Below are 19,982 nucleotides of genomic sequence, written 5' to 3' on the forward strand. Positions count from 1 at the left end.
AAAAATAGCTATTAGTTCATTTCATTGGTTATTGAGGTGAGGCTGTCTGCAGAGATGGCCACTTCTTGGAAGGCATCCCCCAGCTCGTTTACCACATTAACAACCGTCACAAGTTCATTTTGAATCTTATTATTTTGAAGCATGGTTTCATTCATGACATTAAGGATCTGTTCAAAATAGCTTTCCGTTGTTTTTATGTTGGTATTGCCGCTTTCTACATCTACACTGATTTTCTCCAGGGATTTTGCCAATTTTTCGACTTGATTATTTGTATTCAGTATCAGGGATGAGACACTGCTGACGGAGCTCTTGGTTTCTTCAGACAGCTTGCGGACTTCCCCCGCTACCACTGAAAATCCTCGGCCAAATTCGCCTGCCCGTGCAGCTTCAATTGCGGCATTTAAAGAGAGCAAGTTGGTTTGATCAGAAATTCCCGTTACGATATCTACGATTTCCTGCATTTGATTTAGTATTTCAACTAAAAGCCGAACTTCTTTTGAAATATCATGGATCGAGCTATGTATATTTGACATGGTTAGGGTTTGTTTATGGATCTGTTCCTTTCCATTTTCAGCACGCTCTTTAGCATGAAGCAATAATTCAGTTCCAGTTTTAGCAATAGAGACAATTTCATTCGATTGGGAAATCAGTTGTTGGAATGAAGCATTGGTCTCTTCGGAAATAGCCGCCAGGTTTTGTGAAGCACTTGCAACGTTGTCACGGACCGTCCTTTTTTGCTCATTTATGACCTCTTTTAATCTCTCAGCTTCTGCATCATAAGCTTCCAAAACTAATTGCTGTTCTAAGTTCAGGATTTTCGATACAGCCCTGATCGACAGAAGAATGTCATCTTTTTGTGTGACGTTCTCTTCGATAATATTGATTAGCGATAATAATAGATCCTGAAACGCACACATATACCATTTCGTCTGCAAGCCGATTCTCACATGGACATGCGCAATTCTTATCCGCTTTAACAGATAAGATTCATCTACTATCCCGTCAAACATTTCAACAATATGCTGAGTTAACGTCTTTTTTAACCGTTCAATCGAACTGTTGTCATTGATAATTTTGAACAAAGAAGGTTCATTTTCAAGATTTTTATAAAATCTATCCACGATATAGTCGATCTTTTTCAAAACAAATGGCTGCAGCGAATTGATCACTTGCAAATCTTTCGATGTCAAACCGATCATTTTTAATTGGGTTTCGACATCACTTTCCGAGATAACGTTAATATCCCCGCGTCCACTCTCAAAATGAAGAGCAGCCGCCCCCTGATTTCCCTTTTTAAAAAACATGAACTTTCCTCCTGTAATTTACATGGTTGAACAGGAACATTATACCACCTCCAGTATCAATAAAATACCATTTTTGGTGACAGGCACCACCCGAATTTTCTTGTTTCACGGAATGTTTCACAGAGCTCTTGCTCCATTTCAAACAAAAAAAGAAGAGAATCATTGAAAATTCTCTCCTTACACGGTGGTAATAATTTTTTAGGTATACCTGTAACTAGCCCCAAAATTATCGTGCAGCAAGCCCATTGGCAGGAAAAATAATCGGGCATTGCGGTGGGATGGCAGGTGATGGGCACTGTTCGTTGATGATGTCCCGAGGCTGACAGAACTCTGCTTCCAGCTCGATTGTCACATCGGCAAAGGTCTGGACAGATTGGCAAACGGTTATAAAAATATCCACTGTGTAGGCTTCCTCCACTAAACAGTTCAAACGCGTCCTGCAATTTAACTCAGTCAATCGCACCAGCAGGTCCGTTCCTTCCGGTGCACATAAGAAGGCCGATTCCGGAATTTCAAACAGAATTGGCTCTCTTCTATAAACAAACGGTGTGACTCCTAGAACCCCCGTAAATTCCACTACAATATAAAATGATTTTATCCATGAAACATTTTGAAGCGTTACGACCGCCCCATCTACGATAAACTGCTGAGATTCCCTTGTCCCGATTTCTTGAATGGAAACGGCATTAGGAGAAGATAAGGAAACGGGTGTACCGGACGAATCGGTTAAAATACAATTGATTTCTAAATTGGTGACTTCAGGAGAACAAGGATTGATCAGTGCATCTCCGTCTGGTGCCGCGCTCGTTACCGTCATTGATTCACTGGATTGTAACATCACCCAATCATAAATCTTTTCTGCATTGATACACAAAAGCTCTTGAGCACCGCGTAATGGCTGTGCCTGCATAAACTCTCCACCTTTCAAATACTTCATCTAAATACAATATGAAATATAAGGCTAATTGCCTTGGTCAATCGCTGAATTTAAATGAAATAGGCGGGGAGAATGAGTAACACTCCAGGTGACAGTCACCACCCGAATTTTCTTGTTTCACGGGATGCTTCACACATCAAAAAAGAATCTGTCCCCCCGGCGTGTTAGCAACGTAACACACCGATGGCCAGATTCCCTTTTTAAATAAACTAGATACCCTTTCCACCCATTGCCTGCATGGTGCTGATCCTCTCAACACCCTTAATGAGCGGTTTTGCTTCGCTGATTAACGTTTGGGCAGCTTCTTGATTCAACGAGGCTTGATGAGCAGCTGCATCACTCCACACTTCATACACATACACCGCATTTTGTTCATTCTCATCAGTATTAACTAGATAGATTTCACACTCCTTTAGTTCATTCATAGATTCTGCTGCCTGCAGCATTATATCCACCATTTTGTCCCGTTTGCCTTCCTGTACTAAAAATTTATTAAACAAACTGTATTTATTCATACCATCCTCCGTTAGAATGTGTCCTATTTATCATTTCGGCAACCCATGAACAATCTCCTGTCAGGATAAAGGAGTCTATAATTCTTCCTAGAACATATTCTCCTGTTCTCACTCCGGGTGCCTGTCACCATCCGAATTCTCTTGTTTCACATGATTGTTTCACAGAGTTAGCATTCTTCATTTACCGATATTTCTATGAGACCATAAATTCTATCAATCCAAGTAAACGGACTCTCCCGGATTTCGCAAATGCTTAAACGACATCCGTATTTGCGATTCCGTGTTTCTTTCTACAGACAACGGCGGTAGGCTGTCTTCAGCAAAGAAGGCCACTGCACTCGTCTCCATACCTTCTTTTGCCTGTCCTCCTAAGATTTCGCATCGGATGAACATCTTATAGACGTGATATGGAGATGGTGGGTGCGGGTGGCACTTTTTATCCAGCACGCCCAGTAATTTCACTGGCTTCACGTCTAGCCCTGCTTCTTCCTTCACCTCTTTGACGACCACTTCACTTGGTGTCAGCCCTATGTCGCCCCATCCTCCCGGCAGCGACCAGGCGCCATCCATCTTTTCTTTCACCAACAAGATTTTTTCATCCTTAAACACCACTGCCCTGATATCTACCTTTGGTGTGGCATATCCTGTCTCATTCGCAAACAATTCCTTGATGACGGTTTTCTCCATTTTTGTTTGCTCTGCCAACATTTCCACGCTAATATTTCGTATCATTTCGAATCGTTCAATGTCATAAATATCTTTAGAATAGGTCAATCCCGCCTGTGCAATAGACTGCAGCTGCTTTGCCCATTCCAGCCATTTTGGTTCCATTTAGCTTCACCGCCCATTTGAAAGATTTGAAGAAAACGTATTGGAAAATATTGTGTTACTATATAAATAACTAATTTTACAAGTTTGGAGTGTCTACGATGGAAAATAATACGGAGAAACAGATCCTAAATGAACTGCAAAAAATATCTCATGCACTAAAAGAGTTGAACGAAAAACTCGAGGAAGACAAACCGTCCTTCGTCCTATGGGACATGCTCAAATCACTGTTGATTGGGTTGTTCATAGTTGGGCCTGGAATTGCAGTCGTATTTGGGATTTTTGCCATTATTTCTGCTAAACTATCTTAATTTTTCATTCAAAAGGTGCCTGTCACCACCCGAATTTTCTTGTTTCACAGCGATGTTTCACAGCGCCTCCTAGTAGCGGAATTCCCGCTTCACTTCTTCCACAATACTTCTGTTTTCACAACGTGGTAATCCGAATTCCTTACCGTATACCGTTCGAATGGATTATCAGGGTACGAGGCATTCCCATCAAATGCAGTAATTTCAGTGGTCTCCCCATGCTTCACTAATTGCGCATAGCTTCCGCCGGCTCCACCGATATTGGTAAAGTGAAGCGTTATCGTATCTCCTGAGGTCCTATCCTTAACCAAACCCCATAAATCTTTTCGGTAATTCTCCCAGATCATATTTTTGGAAATCTCATTGTCCGTATTTTTATAGGTCTTCTCCCAGAAATTAATGGCCTGATCCACGCTTCCCCAACTGTTTTCTTGCAGAGAGAATTCAATTCGCTGTCCATCCGGGACTGTTCCATCTGCTAAGTATTTTTCGTAAGCCTGATTTTCAGCGGTAACTCCTTCTAGTTCCTTGCCCTCGCCCTTTAATAGCAACGCATGTTTCTTGCCATTCTGATTTTTTATCGTCATAACTGTATATCCTTTGGCATCCTTATTCTCAGCGACCTCATAAAAAAAATCATTATTGTAATTCACGACAAGCTGCCCGTCGTGGAAATACCATGTGCTTGGAATTCCATCCTCTTGACCCTTCGCGAGCCAAACACCCTCCACATCATCACTTGCTTCCGCTTTATCCTGAGACTGCGAATTCTCCTTTTGTGAGGACGTTTCTTCCGTTTTTACATTTTTCTCTGAAGTCCCTGCGACTTCCTCGTTCGATTTCTGGCACCCTGCCAAAATCAGCCCAAGAAAAACAGCTGCGCATATCATTTTCTTCATTTACAATCACACCTTTGTGTCCTTATTTCCGTGGCTACTTGTGATGTAACACTACAGGTGACTGTCACCACCCGAATTTTCTTGTTTCACAGCAATGTTTCACACGGCTCCCAAAGTCTTTCAAATCCGACCAGCTGAAAGTCGGGATCAATCGTGAGTTTATATATATCCGGCTTTGTCGTCTTCTCCCAAAAGTCAAAGTCGAATTTCTCACCAAAATAACTCAAAGTACAGGTCATTATATTCCCATGGATGCCAATGGCGACTTTCTTTCCCTGATAGTTGGAGACCACGTCCTTTAAAGCACTGATCCCCCGCTCCTGCACCTCATGGTTGGATTCACCGCCTGGAAAACGGAAATGCGGATCTTCAAACACTTTTTTCATCGCCTCCGACGGATCTTCAAAATGAAAATCCCTCGCTGCCAAATCCCTTTCCCTGAAGCGTTTGTCTAACTCAATCTCTATATTCATTAATTTTGCCAGCCCCTCGACCGTCTGCCTCGCTCTCACATATGAGCTGGAAAGGATGTAATCGATTCCCTCTTTCGCCATGATCTCCGTAATCCTCTGTGCATCCTGCCACCCCTTTTCGGACAACTCCCTCGTTTCCTCATTCTCTAATGAAAAAACGGAATGGGCATGCCTGACAAAATAAATCTCAGTATTCAATCCATTCCCCGCCTTTTTCTTTTTTCCTTATTATACCTAAACCAACACTCCATTTGGGTGATTATGGAAATATTGATAGTCTTCTACTTTCTGTATCCGAATCTGGGGTTCTTCTAATTTTCCAAAATAAAGAACTTTCTATAGAATATAAATATAATAATTTTCCATTTTTAAAAGGAGGTTTTCTTTTGCAGCGATACATATGCAGAACTTGTGGAGTTCAATATGGTGAGTCAACCGAGGTGCCCGACCATTGCTTGATTTGTGAGGAAGAGAGACAATATGTCAGTCCAACTGGCCAGACTTGGACCACTTTGGAGGAAATGAAAAAGGAATCATTTAAAAATGAGATCAAGCTGGAAGAACCCGGTTTATACAGCGTGAAAACAGAGCCTGAATTTGCCATTGGCCAGACTGCTTATCTCGTGCAAAATGAAGGGTTTAATCTTCTATGGGACTGTGTCACTTTTCTAGATGAAGAAACCATTAATGAAATCAATAGATTGGGAGGGTTGGATGCCATCGCCTTATCCCATCCTCATTACTATTCCACCCAAGTGGAGTGGGCGGAAACGTTTGATGCGCCGATTTATATTCACGAAGACGACCGCGAATGGGTGACGAGAGACAGCAGCCGCATCGTTTATTGGTCTGGCGAGTCACTCGAGCTGCATAATGGATTGACCATCCACCGCCTCGGCGGACACTTCAAAGGTGGTGCCGTACTCGAATGGAAAGCAGGATACGACGGCAAAGGCATATTGCTTTCAGGCGATATTATCCAAGTTGTTGCTGACCGTGAATGGGTGAGCTTTATGTACAGCTATCCCAATTTGATCCCCCTTCCTGCAGCCAAGGTTAAAGAAATGGCGGCAGCGGCAGCAGGGTTCCAATTCGAGCGCCTATACAATGCCTTCCATCGGATTGTAAAAGAAAACGCCAATGAAAGAGTGCAAAAATCTGCGGAACGATATGTGAAGGCTTTGGAAGGTCGGTTGTTTGATACCTAAAAAGTGCCTGTCCCGCCCCGATTTTTCTTGTTTCACAGAGATGTTTCACGGACTACCAGATTTCAAAAAAAATTCCAGCCCCCAGAACAGCAGAATTTCTCCTCTGCTGTTCTGGGGGCTGGCGCCTTATTATTAGATTCCAAACTAGTAATCTGGTCCATTTGGGACACTAAACCTGTCCCTATTTACCGCAGCACTTTTTGTATTTCTTACCGCTTCCACATGGGCATGGATCATTTCTGCCCACAGAAGGTCCTAAACTCACTGGCATAGCATCATCATTGTACTCTCTTTCTTCAATCCCATCTAAATAATCAGGCAATAAAGCCAATTTTTTTTCATAGCGTTTTTCGTTGAATGGATCTTGTTTTTTCATAATGAAGTATATTTCTTCCGTTAAAACGGTAGCAATCATTTGTTTTGCAATTTCTTCTTCAAAACCAAGATCCATTAGTCGATTTAATGTTCTCCTCGTACATTTTGGATCGTTCATGTTCAATTGATTATCTACCACTTCTAATATCTTGGATTTCAATCTATAATTAACCACGTAAATCCCCATTTCATTAGAAAATATATGGACATTATAATCAAATTTTAACATAGCGATACACCAATCTAAAAGTGAGGGTAGGATTTTGGGTAGCAAAAAGAAAAAATCAAAAAACAAGCGAAAGCAATATTGGGGTTTATCGAAGGAAGAGCGAATGGAGATAGCGCGGCCTTGGATCAAAGAACTCGACGGCGAAAACACAGTAATAGCATATTCAAAAAAATTCGGGCTCAATCTTAAGAACTCCATGAAAGATCTAAGAAGCATCGGTTATAAAATTAGCAGTCAAGAAAAGGTTGAAGTTGATAAAATATTGGACGATAAAAGACAACGAAAATTAAGCAAAAAGAGAAAAAAGGAAGAACAGGAAGAACGTAGACTTGCGGAATTATATGATTTTGATGAAACATTCGCATTCATAGCAGGGTATACAGAAGGCGGCGCTCCATTTGGTGTTACTTATGAAGAAATGGATGAAATGGACGAGGAAATGGATGAAATTGAAGATAACGACCTACCGTTTTAAAGTTAACCAAATGGATGATGATTGAGGATATGACAGTTTAGTTGGACAGGTTCATCGTTCCGCATGTCAAGCGGGACGATGAACCTGTCCCTCTGTCCCTATTTACCGCAGCACTTTTTGTATTTCTTACCGCTTCCGCATGGGCATGGATCATTGCGGCCAACTGTTGTTTCTTTTACAACTGGATTTATCGTTGATGGTTGGAAGATACCTTCTCTTTCTTTCTTAGAGCGATCATCTTTCTCTTGAATCAATTCCTGCCAGCTTTCTAGATTCTGGTGCTCTAAATTCATGATGCGATAATACCCATACGCAGTTTCTTCTACATCAATCACAAATGATCTTCGCTGTTCTTTTAAATATTCTTCGATTTCTGGAAGCCCTTCTAATGCTAATTGTCGGCATAGGCCTTCAAATACAAGGTCCTTGCTTTCAGGATCCGTTATTTCGTGGAATAATTCCTTTAATTTCTCAACAGCAAGCGGCGTTTTTGTCCCACCTAGTACCGAAAGGGCAAAAATCGATGACTCCTCTTTTTTGCAAAGTGGATATACACTTTCTACAACTTCATCACTTTGGAACGATTTTAGCGTACCAGCCACTTCCTCAAGCAATATATCTTCGTCGCGCTCCAATAACGGGGACATTAAAGGTATAAACTTTTTTAATTTCATTAAACCAATCATATAGACTATTAAAATCCCTTCGTAGTCAAAGAATGGCTCCTTTAATTGTTCCATTAGCTTTAATTCAACCTTTTCTTCCGTAATCCACCCATTCTCTACGATTAATCCAGCTAGATGTTTAGCCTGTCTATATAATTGAGAATTATAGTAATGTTCTTCTTCCATCTCTTTTAAAATTTCTGCATATCTCCCCAAAATTTCTATTTCAGTGCTGCTTTCTAAAATTTTATAAAACTTCATTTCTGTCTTTGAAAAGTGTCGCTGCAATTCTTTTTTATATTTCTGCACCATTTTGAAGTCCAATTTCTTTAATAACCGTAAATAAAGATGCATATACAACGGATTTGATTTTTTTATTCCTTTAATAAGCAAGCCGGCTGCCTCTTCATTCATTGGAAAATTATCTAATGTTGCAAAGTTCGTTTCTTTTTCCTTATTACTTAATGAATCTTTAATGATGCGGACAGTCCATTCCTCAGGCACCAAAGTAGGAATGTCACTCAAAATGTGCAAAGCGAATTTCTGCAATTGAATATCTTCACTTGTTATATGTGGCTCTAATTTTTGTAAAAATTCCATTTTTAAATCCTCCTATCTATTTCATGCGGCCCTATCCACAATGTTTATCTGCTCGTATAATGAGAGCCGTGCGGACCTGAATGGGACACTAAACCTGTCCCTCTATCCCTATCCTAGTAAAGCTTATTGGCATATCCTTCTTCAAGTCGTTTATGTATTTCTTCTTCGCTGCTGTTAGAAAGCTTGGCATGTTCAAATAGCATCTTGGCCGCGGAAGGTAATCCGTTCTTATCCAACCAAGTGTCCGGTTCCCATAATCCTGACCGTTTAAAAGCCTTGGCACAATGAATGAAGCACTCTTCTACCTCTATCCCAATTCCTAATTGCGGCACCTTATCCCCTACAGCCATCTCCCTTAGAAGTTCTTCATCCTTAACGATGGAAGCCGTCCCATTTACCCGAAGCGTTTCCCCTAGTCCCGGAATAAAGAAGAGTAGCCCAACCTTTGGATTGACCAATATGTTTCTCAATGAATCTATTCTTTTATTCCCTGGTCTTTCTGGAATAATCATCTGTTTTTCATTTAGTACATGCACAAACCCTGGTTTGTCCCCTCTTGGAGAAGCATCACAATAGCCGCTGTCGTCCGATGTAGACAGCACTAAAAATGGCGATTGTGCAATAAACTCCGTGCAATTGTGGTCCAAATAAGTAATCACTTTCTTTTGCACTAATTCACTAGGGTGGCCCACTATCGCACGCAGTTCTGCTTCTGACTCTACTAAATTCCCAAATCCATTCCCCTTTGTCAACACGCACACTCTCCCTTACAGATAAAAAACTAAATCAACGCCTTTTTACAACAAGCGTCCCTACCCCAAGCAGCATAAATAACAATAGTAAATAGATGCTTAATGCTCCTATTTCAATCGTTCTCACACCACTGGCAAACAGAATGCAGACAAGAAGCATGCTTCCTATCAGTACAAAGTACAGTGAGATGGCATAAAAATTTTTGATATTCATCCACGTTCTTTCATCAACTTCAGGAACGTTGTTGGTCTTCCGCCTTTGACGTAGCTTCTCAACTCCCATCACTATTCCGATCCCTGCAACAGATCCTCCAAATCCAGCCGCAATCGTTCCAACAGGCAAGTCAGGGACAAATAGTTTTCCAAAAAACACCCCTATGCACACCCCGCCAACAATTACAGCTGCAATAATAATAGACCCCCACTTTTTCATCTTACTCCTCCTCTAGCTTGAATAAATCGTCAATTCCGACGCCAAAGTACTTAATCAACTTTAATGCTAATTCTAAGCTGGGATTGTATTTATGATTTTCAATGGCATTAATGGTCTGCCTCGTGATCTGCAGATCCTCGGCCATCTTCACCTGGCTGATTCCCTTTTCCAAACGGATCTCTTTAATTCGGTTCGTTACATTCAAATGAATACTTCCCCTTTAACAAGCATGTAAAGATATCTTTACACATAGAATAAAATAAAAAACCAACGATGTAAAGATATCTTTACGTTGTTAGTTTTGATTAATTAATCAAACTCTCCACTTTTATATTGCAGTTGAGCCCATATGACCTTATATAAAATCCTTCTCCGTAAGTGATTTTAATAACTCCGAAGTAGTCATACCAAGACCTTTTTTGTATTGCTCTTCACTTTCTTTAAACATCATTTCAAGCTGTGGATTCTTTATTACATCCTCTTCTATTGATTGGTTTTCTTCCTCTTGAAGAACAAGTGTAAACTGCCCCTTACCCGGAATAGAAAATTGCATGACTGAATTTTCGCGATTCATCTCATGAATATACTTCATGAGTTCCTCTGAAGATAAAACTTTATTCATTTTATCACCACCGATTGAGGTTTACTTATTTACATTTTATCACAAACCTAAAAACCAAGGAAATCTGTTAAAAAGTGCCTGTCACCACCCGAATTTTCTTGTTTCACCGCAATGTTTCACAGGACATCCAATACACAAATATTCTCCTACCCTCCACTGGATTAGACCGCTACCCAATAATGCTGAGCACCCAATCCGGGACAACAAACCTGTCCCCCCGTCCCACAAAAAAAGGATTTTTCACTCTTTTTCGCGAAATTACTACATATATCGGAAGGAGGATTTTATGAAGACACCTATTGCAAAGCGCATTCCATATCCTCATGAGCTTCATGGGGATGTACGAGAAGATGATTATTATTGGCTGAGGGACCGCGAGAATCCTGAGGTCATCGCTTATTTAGAAGAAGAAAATCGTTATTACGATGAAGTGATGCACAAACTTGAAGATCAAACTGAACGGATCTATCAAAAGATGGTGGACCGTGTTCCAGATTCTGAAATGAACGTGCCGGTGCAGCACGGATCTTATTTCTACTATTCTGTTTTGGACAAAACAAAACAATATCCAGTCTATGCACGTAAAAAGGCGGAAAGCCGCGAGCTTCTTTCAGAGGCAAAAGAAGAAGTGGTTCTTGATCTGAATAAGCTTGCCACAGATGATGAGTACTTAAGTGTAACAGTGCAGCGCATCACTACGGATCAAACCCGCCTCGCTTATTTGGAAAATCGGGACGGCACTGACCGATACACCGTCCATATCAAGGATTTGGAGACAGGCGAGCTTCTGCCTGACCGCATTCCCGATGTCTTTTTATACGAAAGCATGGAATGGAGCCGGTGCGGAACCTACATATTCTACACCACCGTGGATGAAAGTCAGCGCCCATACCAATTGTGGCGACATCGGTTAGGAAGCAGCGCAGATCAGGATGAATTGATTTTTGAAGAAAAAGACACAACCTATTCAATCGGCATCGCCAAATCGCAAAGCGGGAAATTCATTCTTCTCACCTCAAGATCCAAAACGACGAGTGAAATTCATCTGCTGGACGCGGATTCTCCGCTGTCTCCATTGCAGCTTCTGGATGAACGCCGTGAAGGAATCGAATATGATGTCGAGCATTGGGGAGATGACCTGCTCATCCTGACAAATGAAGGAGCACTCAATTTCCAGCTCCTCCGCTGTCCACTCGATGACCTTTCTTCAAGGGAAAATGTAGTTGCCTATAAGGAAGAGCGCTATCTCCAATACATGTATCCTTTCAAGGACAAGCTGCTGATTTTTGGCCGCGAAAACGGAGTGACGCAAATCTGGATGCTTAACGGCGATGAGTTGGAGCCGATCGAATGGGATGAGCCGATCTATACGGTCTCTATTGTATCCGGCCAAAGCTTTGAGACTTCTGAAGTTTTAATCCAGTATGAGTCCTTGCTTACGCCAAAAACGACGTACGGACTGAATTTGCTGACCGGGGAAAAGCAGTGCTTGCAAGTGGCTCCAGTCAGCGGTAAATACGATCCTTCCCGCTTCCGCCAAGAACAGCTATGGGCAGAAGCCGAAGATGGAGTCAAAGTTCCAGTGACAATCGTCTACCATGAAGTGGCTCTGGAGTCAGGTCCTGCACCATTGATTCTGCATGCTTATGGATCTTACGGAGCAAACAGCAATCCTCGCTTCAGCCCATACCGCCTGCCGCTGCTCGAAAAAGGAATTGTGTTTGCCACTGCACAGGTTCGCGGCGGTTCCGAGATGGGGCGAAGCTGGTATGAAGATGGGAAAATGCAAAACAAGCGAAACACATTTACCGATTTCATCGCTGCTGCGAAAGCACTTATTAAAGAAGGCTATACAACCTCAGATAAAATGGCTGCACGCGGAGGCAGTGCGGGCGGTCTGCTCGTTGGCGCTGTGGCTAATATGGCCGGCGATCTATTCCAGGTCATCGTTCCGGAAGTGCCGTTCGTCGATGTCGTCACAACGATGCTTGATGCCACGATTCCTTTGACAACCCTTGAGTGGGATGAATGGGGCAATCCGCAAAAAGAAGACGACTATTTTTACATGAAATCATACAGCCCGTACGACAATGTGGAAGCGAAAGACTATCCGCATCTGTACATCACAACCGGCTTGAACGATCCGCGGGTCGCTTATTGGGAGCCGGCGAAATGGACGGCGCGCCTAAGAGAGCTTAAAACCGATGACAACACCCTTGTGCTCAAAACTAACATGGGTGCCGGTCACTTCGGAGCATCTGGTCGATTCAGCCAGCTAAAAGAATCAGCCGCCTGCTACGCCTTTATCCTTGATAAACTTGGCGTCAGTGCAGAATAAAAAATGAAAAAGGTGCCTAACTCCAGCGGATTAATTCCGCACTAAGGGTTAGGCACTTTTATAAACTAAAGCAGAATAGACTCAAGAAAACTTCTTCCCAGTAATGCCCCTGATTATTTTGCAGAAAGCATCCCATTCATCTGGAAACTTAATATTTCCATGCTTGCTTATTTTCCGCCCATCTCTACTAATCTCTACACTCCAATTAGTGCCATCGAGAATACCAGGTTCAATATACTTTGCCTTCCAATTCAGCAAGTTAATCATTTTCAGATCTTCTATCAACTTCTTAGCCGTGTCAGGACCAATGGACTTTTGAATTGTTTCGTCCTCTCCTCGACCATAAAAGCTCCACACAACTTGCCGGCTGATTAGATTAATTTCAACAATGTAATGGCCATCAAAGAAACCTCCAATGGTAGCTTTTATCCCTTCTATTCTGGTATATGCCGCATCCACAGCTTGTTCCTTATTCCATTCATTCTCGCAATCTTTACAGTAATATTCCGGTCCATCTTCTAAAATACAGCAGCCGCCAAGCCTAATTTCACCTTTTTCAGCTTTTTGAAGAGCTGCAAAAGTGGGCTCGCCAAATACAATTTTCACTGTATTTTTTGACCTGCACTTCGGGCACTGCTTGTAGATAATCGCCATAATTTCACCGCTTTCTTTACGCCGGCGTCCATTCGCCGCTGCTCAAATCCCCATTATAGATAAGTATAAATTCAAGAATTATATCAAAAAAGCCCATTTTATGTATGAAAATAATATCTATCCATTTCAAGCACAAAAAAACAAAAGCCTGATCCCCGGTGAGATAACTTACTACCACACCAGGTATCAGGCATTATACTATCTTGGGACACTAAACCTGTCCCCATGTCCCTACTCCGTCAAATCGAATTGATCAAGCAAGTCTCGGACTTCGTCTGTGGATTTTGTGTTCATGAGTTGGTTTCTTAGTTCACTTGCTCCTCGGAATCCTTTGACATAGATTTTAAAGAAGCGGTGAAGGGCCGTGAATTTCCGCAGCTGATATTGATCATGAAGGTCGAGATGCATTCTTAACAGATCTAGCAATTCCTTGCTGCTATGCTCTCTCGGCTCTTTTTCAAAGGCAAATGGATTGTGGAAAATCCCGCGTCCGATCATGACGCCGTCTACACCGTATTGTTCCACGAGCTTCATACCCATTTCACGGTCTTCGATATCCCCGTTGATTGTCAGTAATGTATCCGGAGCTACTTCATCACGGAGTTTTTTTATTTCCGGGATCAGCTCCCAATGGGCATCCACTTTACTCATTTCATTCCGTGTACGCAGGTGGATGGAAAGATTGACAATGTCCTGCTCCAACAAGTGTCGAAGCCAGCCTTTCCATTCATCTATTTCCGCAAAGCCAAGCCTCGTCTTGACACTGACAGGCAATCCTCCTGCTTTTGCAGCCTGGATCAACTCGGCTGCAACTTCAGGACGGCGAATAAGGCCGCTCCCCTTCCCGTTCTGCGTCACATTCGGGACAGGACAGCCCATATTGATATCGATTCCTTTAAAGCCGAGCTCCGCCATGCCGATGCTCATCTGACGGAAGTATTCAGGCTTGTCCCCCCAAATATGGGCTACAATCGGCTGTTCATCCTGCGTAAACGTCAAGCGTCCGCGCACACTCTGGATCCCGTCCGGGTGGCAGTAGCTCTCCGTATTCGTGAACTCCGTAAAAAACACATCAGGTCTCCCTGCTTCACTCACAACATGACGAAACACAACGTCCGTCACATCCTCCATTGGTGCTAATATAAAAAATGGCCGTGGCAAATCACGCCAGAAATTTTCTTTCATAATGAAATTCCAATCCTCTCATTAAGGGATGCAAAAACAAATGCCCCCAAAATTAAAAAGCAGAAAGTCTCTGCTCCATCTACACTTATACCACGATTAGGCCAATTTTATCAAACCCATTGCATAAAAAAAGCGCCTGCCCCCAACATAATAGCTCGATGCTATTTGGGGGCAGACGTTTTATCAATCTCTCAATCTAACCGCATAAGGAAAAATGGGATCTTTTAAATGGAATTCATACGTTTCGCCATCGACAATTCCAACTGCTTTGCCGCTGTCATAAAGATCGAGCATGAATCCAGCCATTTCTTTAGCAGTATGATATTTCGGCAGGAGCCCTTCGAATTTAACATTCTCCTCCAGGTCATTTGAAACCTTAGCAAATTCCGTTTCCGTTGCTGCCGGAGCCAACACTTTCGCCTGCATCTTAGCACCTTTTTCTTTTAATTCATGTGCAAGACCTTCCGTAAATGCACTGACATAGAATTTCGAAGCGCAATAAGTGACCGCATTTCCAATGATCGTGTAGCCGCCGCCAGATGAAACGTTGATTAGCTGCGTTCCTTCAACCTCTGAATAATCGCGGACATAAAGAGACGTTAAAATCGTCAATGCTTCAATATTCAAATTCAGCATTGTTTCAATCTTCGTTAAATTTTGTTCTCCAATGGATGCGAAATTACCGAATCCGGCATTATTAATCCACGTTTCGATGTCTAATTCTTTTAATCCTTCATAAAAAGCATGTACATTTTTCGTATCAGACAAATCAACTGTTTTGATGATGACATCCAATTCAGCATTTTCTTTCACAATTTCAGATTTAAGTTTTTCAAGCTCCTCAGTTCTGCGTGCCGCAATGACTAAATTTTTCCCGCGTGCCGCAAAAGCAAGTGCTGTCTCATACCCAATCCCAGAGCTCGCACCTGTAATGACCGTATATTTCTTCATTTCGATTCCTCCTATTTCTTCACGTAAAAAATTCATGCTAATTGTCATTTCTCAAAGATAATATACCCAAACATTCCGGTAATCAATAAAGTCGATGTGCCCGCAACAAAAAAATGCGATCTTCTAGCAAAAAATCGTGGTCTTCTAGCAAAAAACAAGCGAGTTCTAGCAAAACCTGATGAACTTCTAGCAAATCCCCGATCAACTCTAGCAATCTCTCTCAAATCCATGGGCAAGCGCCATGGTCAGCACCCGCCATCAAAGGTACGCTTATGACCTCGAGGTGCTAGCAGTTGGATTTGCACAGAGCCTTTCAAAAAAGGAGGCACCCATTCCCAATGGTTACCTCCCCTCCTCATTTATGAAATCAAATCTCCATTTCCCAACGTTCTTTTTGAGTCTGCTTCAATTGTTTTTCTGTTTCTTCCGGATATACCGTCCGGAATTTGTGATGATCTGCAGGGATGATTTCAATCATCTTTTGGATCATATCTTCAGGATCGAACTGATCTTCCAGCCCTTTCTGCTGTTCCAGGATGTCTTCTTTACGGGTGAAGTTCTTTTCGTCGTCGAACCACTTCCAGATTTCTTCCCCGGCCCGCTTATTAAATCCTGTTTCGAATGCGCCTGGATTGATGGTTGCGACCTTCACCCCGAACTCTTCAAGCTCGGATTTCATGGTTTGGGCAATCCCTTCGATGGCATGCTTGGTGGATGTATAAGGACCGACATAAGGTGTTGCGGAAATCCCTGCCATGGAGCTCATGAACACGATTTTTCCGCTGCCTTTTTTCACAAGCTTTTGCGCGGCCAATTGAACCGTTTCAAGGGTGGCAAAGACGTTCACTTCGAAGAGCGCGCGAAAACGGTCCATCGGCACTTCCGCAAGCGGCCCCCCTTCATTGATGGCTGCATTGGCCACAAATACATCAAAATCATATTGCAATATCTGCTCGCGGTCCCTCTCATTCTTAATATCCAGCTTGAATACCTCTATATCCAATCCCCGTTTTTCCGCTTCTCTCATCAAGTCGGTTTTCTGCGAAGTCAGCTCAGTCGTTGCGATAACGCGATGCCCTTTCTTAGCAAGGCCAAGTGACGCTCCTTTCCCGAGACCGCTTCCTGCACCTGTGATGAAAATCGTTTTACCCATTCTGCAAGTCCTCCTTGGAAATCTATTTTAGTATAATCTTCCCTTTACCTGGATCAGTAAACTTTTCCCCATATAAAGGGACCCCTTTACGCGGAAGGCACCTTCATCGAAAGTCCACATAGTTGCTATCTTTTTGCAGAATACTATAATAGGAGAAAAACAACGAGGTGAAGAACGTGAAAATTGGTCTGATCGGATTAGGAGATATCGCAAAGAAAGCCTATCTGCCTGTTCTCTCTGAAAAAGAAGGAATAGAGCTGGTGCTTTGCACGCGAAAAGCAGAAACGCTTGAAAAGCTAGGAGACAAATACCGTATAGAAAAAAGAGTCCAGACGGTCGATGAATTGATTGCCGAAAACATTGACGCAGCTTTCGTCAGTACAGCAACAGAGGCACATTTTGAGATATCGGAAAAACTTCTTGAAAACGGCATCCATGTGTACATAGACAAGCCTATTTCCTTGAACTACCCGGAAACGGAACGCATTGTTCAATTGGCGAAAGACACCGGGAAGATTGCCATGGTCGGATTCAACCGGCGCTTCATTCCTAAGGTGAAAGAACTGAAAGAGTACGGGAAACCAAGCTTCCTGTTGATGCAGAAAAATCGATTCGCTGCACCGGACGAGCCAAGGAGGTTTGTCGTCGAAGACTTCATCCACGTCGTCGACACCCTGCGTTTCCTGATGGATTCAGAAGTAAAGGATGTCAAAGTTCAGTCCCTTAAAAAAGGAGATCTCCTGCATCACCTCGTCATTCAGCTCATCGGTGAGGACTGTACGGCTGTCGGCATCATGAACCGGGACGGCGGCGTGACCGAAGAAATCATCGAATACTCTGCTGGAAATCATAAGTATGTCGTGGACAGCCTTGTGGAAACGACCCATTACCATAACAAAGAAACAAGCACTTACTCCTTTGGGGACTGGGAGCCGACATTGTACAAACGCGGATTCTATGACCTCGTCGACCACTTCCTTGAATGCGTGGAAACAAATCAAGAGCCCGATCCTTCCATCAGTGACTCATTGATCACACATGAAATATGCGAAAGAATAGTTGAAATGATCGAATAGCATCAAAGTAATAGGGATGGACCTTTCGAGGTTTGTCCCTCTTCTTTTCCCTCCTAGCCCATCCAAATGTTACTGCCAGCTGAAAAAGGGAACAATTATATTAAAAAAGGAGAAACCAACATGCCAGAAGGTCCCGAAATCAGAAGGGCTGCCGATAGCGTTGAGCGAGCCCTTAAAAATAAAACGGTACAGGATGTCTATTTTGCCCTCCCCCATTTGGAAGACTACGAAGACCTCTTAAAGGGGGCGGTCGTCACTCGTGTCGACACTAAGGGAAAAGCCATGCTCATCCGCTTCGATAACGGGTACACCATCTACTCCCACAATCAGCTCTACGGAAAATGGATGATCCGGAACCTGTACAACTATCCCAATACTAATCGACAGCTTCGGTTGGCTCTGCATAATGAAAAAAAGTCGGCGCTTCTTTACAGCGCATCCGACATCGAAGTACTCCGTGATGAAGAAGTCTCCAGTCACCATTTTGTGGCCAAAGTGGGTCCTGATATTTTGAGTGAGGAAGTCACTGAGGATGAATTGTTTCAAAGAATGAAAGATAAACGATTCTACAAGCGCAAATGGGCGATTCTTTTATTGGACCAGGCGTTTGTCGCTGGAATAGGCAATTACTTGAGATCTGAAATCATGTTTGTTGCAGGCCTCCATCCTTCACTTCGCCCCGTAGATTGTTCCGAGTCTCAATTGAAGAAAGCAGCACGGGCCATCATTGATTTAATGCAGCAATCTTATAAGACAGGCGGGATAACGAACGACCTCGAACTGGCTGAAAAGCTAAAATCCCAAGGAGTCAAGCGATCGCAATATCGGCACTGGGTCTTTAACCGCGAAGGAGCGTCCTGCTTCGTGTGTGGAAATGAAATTGAAAAGACGGTGGCCGCTTCGAGAAGGCTGTATTATTGTCCGGTTTGCCAGGGGATATAGTGAGGCACAGGGACGGTTCCGCCGTTTCTTTTTTACGCGAGAATTGTCCCATTAAGTACCTTTCCCAAACATGTGCATAGGATTATTACATATACCGTGAAGGGAATGAGGTAAATATGTTTCAGAATCCTTATGTGTACGCTTATCAAAATCCTTATTATGTGAATATGCCAAGGCAGCATTATAGCACGCAGTCGAGTTATTGGCCCTATGCAAATCAAAACGGCTATTATCCATCACGCTATCCTACTGGCGCTGAAGCTATGTTGTTAAAAGATTATGGAGCAAATCCATTTGTTGTTGATATCAATGCAGCCACAAAGCAAAACAATACGTACCGGACCGCACTATGGACTGGATCTCATTTGCAGCTCACCTTAATGAGCATCGACGTTGGCGATGATATTGGCTTGGAAATCCACCCTGATGTCGATCAATTCCTGCGTATTGAACAAGGACAAGGGTTTGTTCAAATGGGCAAAAGCAAGGATCGTTTAGATTTTGAAGCAAATGTAGCTGATGATTATGCCATCTTCATCCCTGCCGGCACATGGCATAATGTGACCAATACCGGTCCTGCGCCGCTAAAACTTTACTCCATCTATGCCCCGCCTAACCATCCGTTCGGTACCGTTCACGTTACCAAAGCAGCTGCTGAGGCTGCGGAAGAAAGCCATAATCAGAAAAAGGATTATTTCGGCAAGACTCCAGATGAATGGGTACAATTCACAGACTTTCTGGTGAAAGAAGGCTTAGAGGATGTTAAAAGAGGCATAAATGCTGGGCATATTCTTCAAGAATTCATATTAATGGGCGTCCTTGTAGGAAAAGGCTATTCTCCCGAAAAAGCGTATGAGACAGTAGAAGGATGGGAAAAGACAGGAGAATCCAAACTCCTTCAGCAAAGCAAAAAATACGGCGTATAAAAAATGTGAAGAATAAGGTATTTCTAGGGCTTGCAGGCTATTTTCCAAGCCTTTTTTTATTTCCTGAAAATGTAATGGCATAATAAAAGCTTATGATAAAACATAAATTTTACAAAATATACTTATGTCCCCAA

23 protein-coding genes are annotated in these 19,982 nt (G+C 42.7%); 7 read left to right on the top strand and 16 right to left on the bottom strand.

Annotation, left to right across the window (positions count from 1 at the left end; genetic code table 11):
• Nucleotides 1–11 precede the first annotated feature (11 nt).
• The 4 genes from DFR59_RS10405 to DFR59_RS10420 all read right to left on the bottom strand — a co-directional run bounded on the left by DFR59_RS10405 (nt 12) and on the right by DFR59_RS10420 (nt 3,587).
• Complete coding sequence (locus DFR59_RS10405; RefSeq protein ID WP_114745580.1) at nt 12–1,304, bottom strand: globin-coupled sensor protein; 1,293 nt, start codon at nt 1,302–1,304, stop codon at nt 12–14.
• A gap of 226 nt (nt 1,305–1,530) precedes the next feature.
• Nucleotides 1,531–2,214: a BMQ_0737 family morphogenetic spore coat protein gene (locus tag DFR59_RS10410; RefSeq protein WP_114745581.1), complete on the bottom strand. Its 684-nt coding sequence runs from the start codon at nt 2,212–2,214 to the stop codon at nt 1,531–1,533.
• A 236-nt stretch (nt 2,215–2,450) separates the two neighbouring features.
• Complete coding sequence (locus DFR59_RS10415) at nt 2,451–2,756, bottom strand: putative quinol monooxygenase (RefSeq protein ID WP_114745582.1); 306 nt, start codon at nt 2,754–2,756, stop codon at nt 2,451–2,453.
• Between the two features lie 213 nt (nt 2,757–2,969).
• A complete protein-coding gene (locus tag DFR59_RS10420) occupies nt 2,970–3,587 on the bottom strand; it encodes an NUDIX hydrolase (RefSeq protein WP_114745583.1) in 618 nt (205 codons plus the stop codon).
• Between the two features lie 98 nt (nt 3,588–3,685).
• Between DFR59_RS10420 and DFR59_RS10425 the strand changes: the two genes are divergently transcribed.
• Complete coding sequence (locus DFR59_RS10425; protein ID WP_114745584.1) at nt 3,686–3,895, top strand: hypothetical protein; 210 nt, start codon at nt 3,686–3,688, stop codon at nt 3,893–3,895.
• An 89-nt stretch (nt 3,896–3,984) separates the two neighbouring features.
• On the opposite strand, the gene DFR59_RS10430 is transcribed toward DFR59_RS10425, so the two are convergent.
• On the bottom strand, nt 3,985–4,791 hold the full coding sequence (locus tag DFR59_RS10430) for a membrane lipoprotein lipid attachment site-containing protein (RefSeq protein ID WP_114745585.1): 807 nt from the start codon (nt 4,789–4,791) through the stop codon (nt 3,985–3,987).
• An 86-nt stretch (nt 4,792–4,877) separates the two neighbouring features.
• Nucleotides 4,878–5,462 carry a histidine phosphatase family protein gene (locus DFR59_RS10435; RefSeq protein WP_114745586.1) on the bottom strand — a complete coding sequence of 195 codons (585 nt, stop codon included), beginning with the start codon at nt 5,460–5,462 and terminating at the stop codon, nt 4,878–4,880.
• A 188-nt stretch (nt 5,463–5,650) separates the two neighbouring features.
• Here DFR59_RS10435 and DFR59_RS10440 point away from each other — a divergent pair, with 188 nt between their 5' ends.
• Nucleotides 5,651–6,472, top strand: coding sequence for an MBL fold metallo-hydrolase (locus DFR59_RS10440; protein ID WP_114745587.1), 822 nt, complete (start codon nt 5,651–5,653; stop codon nt 6,470–6,472).
• A gap of 181 nt (nt 6,473–6,653) precedes the next feature.
• Here the strand turns inward: DFR59_RS10440 and DFR59_RS20330 are convergent, their stop codons facing one another.
• On the bottom strand, nt 6,654–7,076 hold the full coding sequence (locus DFR59_RS20330; RefSeq protein WP_211318548.1) for an SEC-C metal-binding domain-containing protein: 423 nt from the start codon (nt 7,074–7,076) through the stop codon (nt 6,654–6,656).
• Nucleotides 7,077–7,179: 103 nt separating this feature from the next.
• On the opposite strand from DFR59_RS20330, the gene DFR59_RS10455 reads away from it, so the two are divergent.
• On the top strand, nt 7,180–7,551 hold the full coding sequence (locus DFR59_RS10455) for a hypothetical protein (RefSeq protein WP_114745588.1): 372 nt from the start codon (nt 7,180–7,182) through the stop codon (nt 7,549–7,551).
• A gap of 98 nt (nt 7,552–7,649) precedes the next feature.
• Here the strand turns inward: DFR59_RS10455 and DFR59_RS20515 are convergent, their stop codons facing one another.
• The 5 genes from DFR59_RS20515 to DFR59_RS10480 form a co-directional block, all read right to left on the bottom strand.
• Nucleotides 7,650–8,816 carry an SEC-C metal-binding domain-containing protein gene (locus DFR59_RS20515; RefSeq protein WP_211318549.1) on the bottom strand — a complete coding sequence of 389 codons (1,167 nt, stop codon included), beginning with the start codon at nt 8,814–8,816 and terminating at the stop codon, nt 7,650–7,652.
• A 113-nt stretch (nt 8,817–8,929) separates the two neighbouring features.
• A complete protein-coding gene (locus DFR59_RS10465) occupies nt 8,930–9,568 on the bottom strand; it encodes a pyridoxamine 5'-phosphate oxidase family protein (RefSeq protein WP_211318550.1) in 639 nt (212 codons plus the stop codon).
• Between the two features lie 34 nt (nt 9,569–9,602).
• Nucleotides 9,603–10,001: a hypothetical protein gene (locus tag DFR59_RS10470; protein WP_114745590.1), complete on the bottom strand. Its 399-nt coding sequence runs from the start codon at nt 9,999–10,001 to the stop codon at nt 9,603–9,605.
• A gap of 1 nt (nt 10,002) precedes the next feature.
• Nucleotides 10,003–10,206 (bottom strand): helix-turn-helix transcriptional regulator, encoded by a 204-nt coding sequence (locus DFR59_RS10475; protein ID WP_114745591.1) that lies wholly within the window; start codon nt 10,204–10,206, stop codon nt 10,003–10,005.
• Between the two features lie 150 nt (nt 10,207–10,356).
• On the bottom strand, nt 10,357–10,623 hold the full coding sequence (locus DFR59_RS10480) for an MATH domain-containing protein (protein ID WP_114745592.1): 267 nt from the start codon (nt 10,621–10,623) through the stop codon (nt 10,357–10,359).
• 286 nt (nt 10,624–10,909) lie between these two features.
• Between DFR59_RS10480 and DFR59_RS10485 the strand changes: the two genes are divergently transcribed.
• Nucleotides 10,910–12,961, top strand: a complete 2,052-nt coding sequence (locus tag DFR59_RS10485; RefSeq protein ID WP_114745593.1) for a S9 family peptidase — start codon at nt 10,910–10,912, stop codon at nt 12,959–12,961.
• 81 nt (nt 12,962–13,042) lie between these two features.
• On the opposite strand, the gene DFR59_RS10490 is transcribed toward DFR59_RS10485, so the two are convergent.
• The 4 genes from DFR59_RS10490 to DFR59_RS10505 all read right to left on the bottom strand — a co-directional run bounded on the left by DFR59_RS10490 (nt 13,043) and on the right by DFR59_RS10505 (nt 16,904).
• Nucleotides 13,043–13,615 (bottom strand): hypothetical protein, encoded by a 573-nt coding sequence (locus DFR59_RS10490; protein ID WP_114745594.1) that lies wholly within the window; start codon nt 13,613–13,615, stop codon nt 13,043–13,045.
• A 231-nt stretch (nt 13,616–13,846) separates the two neighbouring features.
• Nucleotides 13,847–14,800 (bottom strand): tRNA dihydrouridine synthase, encoded by a 954-nt coding sequence (locus tag DFR59_RS10495; RefSeq protein ID WP_114745595.1) that lies wholly within the window; start codon nt 14,798–14,800, stop codon nt 13,847–13,849.
• Between the two features lie 183 nt (nt 14,801–14,983).
• Complete coding sequence (locus tag DFR59_RS10500) at nt 14,984–15,751, bottom strand: SDR family NAD(P)-dependent oxidoreductase (RefSeq protein ID WP_114745596.1); 768 nt, start codon at nt 15,749–15,751, stop codon at nt 14,984–14,986.
• A gap of 367 nt (nt 15,752–16,118) precedes the next feature.
• Entirely contained in the window at nt 16,119–16,904 is a 786-nt protein-coding gene (locus tag DFR59_RS10505; RefSeq protein WP_114745597.1) for an SDR family oxidoreductase, read from the bottom strand.
• A gap of 167 nt (nt 16,905–17,071) precedes the next feature.
• Between DFR59_RS10505 and DFR59_RS10510 the strand changes: the two genes are divergently transcribed.
• The 3 genes from DFR59_RS10510 (at nt 17,072) to DFR59_RS10520 (ending at nt 19,848) form a co-directional block, all read left to right on the top strand.
• Nucleotides 17,072–17,980 (top strand): Gfo/Idh/MocA family protein, encoded by a 909-nt coding sequence (locus tag DFR59_RS10510; RefSeq protein WP_245948452.1) that lies wholly within the window; start codon nt 17,072–17,074, stop codon nt 17,978–17,980.
• A gap of 120 nt (nt 17,981–18,100) precedes the next feature.
• Entirely contained in the window at nt 18,101–18,922 is an 822-nt protein-coding gene (nei, locus tag DFR59_RS10515) for an endonuclease VIII (RefSeq protein ID WP_114745598.1), read from the top strand.
• 116 nt (nt 18,923–19,038) lie between these two features.
• Nucleotides 19,039–19,848: a cupin domain-containing protein gene (locus tag DFR59_RS10520; protein WP_114745599.1), complete on the top strand. Its 810-nt coding sequence runs from the start codon at nt 19,039–19,041 to the stop codon at nt 19,846–19,848.
• Nucleotides 19,849–19,982 lie beyond the last annotated feature (134 nt).

Source organism: Falsibacillus pallidus (assembly GCF_003350505.1).
GTDB lineage: Bacteria > Bacillota > Bacilli > Bacillales > DSM-25281 > Falsibacillus > Falsibacillus pallidus.